3 protein-coding genes are annotated in these 2,198 nt (G+C 39.9%); 1 reads left to right on the forward strand and 2 read right to left on the reverse strand.

Annotated features, from left to right (window positions below; translation table 11 throughout):
- The coding region (locus L652_RS0104370) for an FAD-dependent oxidoreductase (RefSeq protein WP_024603321.1) at window positions 1–1,221 on the reverse strand (1,221 nt) is incomplete at its 3' end.
- A 394-nt stretch (window positions 1,222–1,615) separates the two neighbouring features.
- Between L652_RS0104370 and L652_RS1000000125290 the strand changes: the two genes are divergently transcribed.
- The gene (locus L652_RS1000000125290) at window positions 1,616–1,846 is read left to right on the forward strand and encodes a hypothetical protein (protein WP_024596345.1); all 231 of its coding nucleotides are present in this window, start codon (window positions 1,616–1,618) and stop codon (window positions 1,844–1,846) included.
- Window positions 1,847–1,880: 34 nt separating this feature from the next.
- Here the strand turns inward: L652_RS1000000125290 and L652_RS0104380 are convergent.
- Window positions 1,881–2,198, reverse strand: a 318-nt coding sequence (locus tag L652_RS0104380) for a universal stress protein (protein WP_024603322.1), incomplete at its 5' end; no start/stop codon positions are given.

A 2,198-nucleotide genomic window follows, 5' to 3' on the forward strand; every position in this document is an offset into this window, starting at 1 on the left:
CGGCGCGCCGCCGCTATCTGGTAAAATTAAACACTCAGGGTTTTCTGGTAAGTCCATGTCGTTAAGCATGTACTGCAATAAAGTATCGTAGTCGCTGGTATCGCCAACTAGTACAGCGCCCAGTAATTTATCGCCTTTTTCACTTAGTATGATTTTTTTATAACAGCCGCGAATAGCGTCTTGGTATATAAGCTCTTTACAGTCAGGCGTTTTTGCATGAGCGTCGCCAATTGAGCCTACTTCTACGCCTAACAACTTAAGTTTAGTGCTCATGTCGGCACCTAAAAACTCAAGCTCGCCACCACTTAATTGGCTCGCTGCAACGCGCGCCATGTTGTAACCCGGTGCGACTAAGCCAAATAGTTTTTTGTCCCACAGGGCGCATTCCCCAATGGCTAAAATATCAGGATCAGATGTTTGGCATTGGTTATTAATAATAATACCGCCGCGCTCACCGAGTTCTAAATCAGCAATTTTGCCGAGTTGGTCATACGGGCGAATACCAGCAGAAAACAAAATTAGGTCTGTTTCTAAAAATGACTCATCCGAAAAATTTAATCTAAAGCGACTGGTTTCGCCTTTTACTATTTCACTGGTTGCCTTTGATGTGTGTACCGTTACGCCAAGTTCTTCTATTTTATTTTTTAGAAGCGTACCGCCTTGTCCATCAAGCTGAACAGCCATAAGCTGCGGTGCAAATTCAACTACGTGGGTATCAAGTCCTAGTTGCTTAATCGCATTTGCGGCTTCAAGCCCTAACAAACCACCGCCAATAACTACACCACTTTTACTTACAGCTGCACTGGCTTTTATTTGTTCTAAATCTTCTAATGTGCGATACACCAAACAATGGGGTTGGTCGTTACCTTTTATAGGCGGCACAAATGGGAACGAACCTGTAGCGAGTATAAGTTTGTCGTACGGGTATTGCTCACCGGTTAATGTGGTCACTATTTTTGCTGATCTATCAATGTCTTCAACCCACTGGCTGGTATGCACATTAATATTTAGTTGTTTATAGTTGTCGTGAGTGGTAAGTGCTAAATCGGCGGCTGTTTTGCCATCAAATACACTTGATAAATACACGCGATCGTATGCAAGATTTGCTTCTCCGCAAAGTACGGTAATGTCTGCGTTGGCATCGCTTTGGCGCATTTGCTCAACAAAGTGGTGTCCGACCATACCATTACCAATAATGAGTATTTTTTGGGAGGTTTGCATATGGCATTCCTTAAAGTGACGGTTTAAATACAAATAACAAAAAAGCCCGCCACAAATACGCATTAAGCATAATTGTGTGCGGGCTTCTTTGCCGATGGTTGCTAATAGCTATAGTGCCAACAACCTAAATTTTTGCCGTAAATAAAACTGGCTTGTTAATAGAGTGTTTGCAAAAACATAGCCAGTTTTTTAAGTTGTTGTTTAAATAGTATTTAATGCTTTTTTAGAGTGAATGAAAAACCCGTTTTGACATATGTTGGTGCGCGCCTGGCACTAAGAGGGTGCAAGTATTGTCATTGTATTGTGCATTATCAGTCAATAAAACACCCATTATCATTCATTGTGTATTGAGTTAAATTTAGCCCATAAAATACGCACACGAATTACAAGCAAAATGATAAACACAAATTCAATAGATGATTCCCCTTTTCACGAAGGCGAGTTGGCAATACAAGACAAACTCGGTAAACGAAAAATAATGGCAACATTTAGCAAACGTGGCGTGCGCTCATTTATGCCAGAGCAGCATAGAAAGTTTGTGGCTCAAAAGGTTACGTCGTTTATTCAGTTTTTATTTGAAAAGTTTGAAGCTAAGCCAAAAACAAAAAAGCCTAAAATCAGTTAAGTGATTTTAGGCTTTTTGGTGCAGGTTATTAAATTTATTTTAAAATAACCACAGGCACATCGCTGTTCTCGAGCATTTTAATGGTGTTACTGCCCACAAAAAACTGCCTTAGTTTAGAGTGCCCAAATGCACCCATTACAATTAGTTCTACATTATTTTGTTCTTTATATTGCATTAACGAGTCAAAAATATTGCCCTCTAAAAAGCTTGCCGACACTTCAAAGTCCATACTGATAAGCTTGTGCTGTGCGTTAACAAATTTTTCTTCAAGGTCTTTTTCGTTATTTTTAATACTCACTAAATGACAATGCAAACCATGTAACAAGCCGCCATCAATCACTTGTTGTAGCGC

It is taken from the genome of Pseudoalteromonas sp. TB25 (genome assembly GCF_000497995.1).
GTDB lineage: Bacteria > Pseudomonadota > Gammaproteobacteria > Enterobacterales > Alteromonadaceae > Pseudoalteromonas > Pseudoalteromonas distincta.

Coding starts and splice junctions, on each gene's coding strand:
- L652_RS1000000125290 (WP_024596345.1), top strand. CDS start 1,616: ATGATAAACACAAATTCAATAGATGATTCCCCTTTTCACGAAGGCGAG.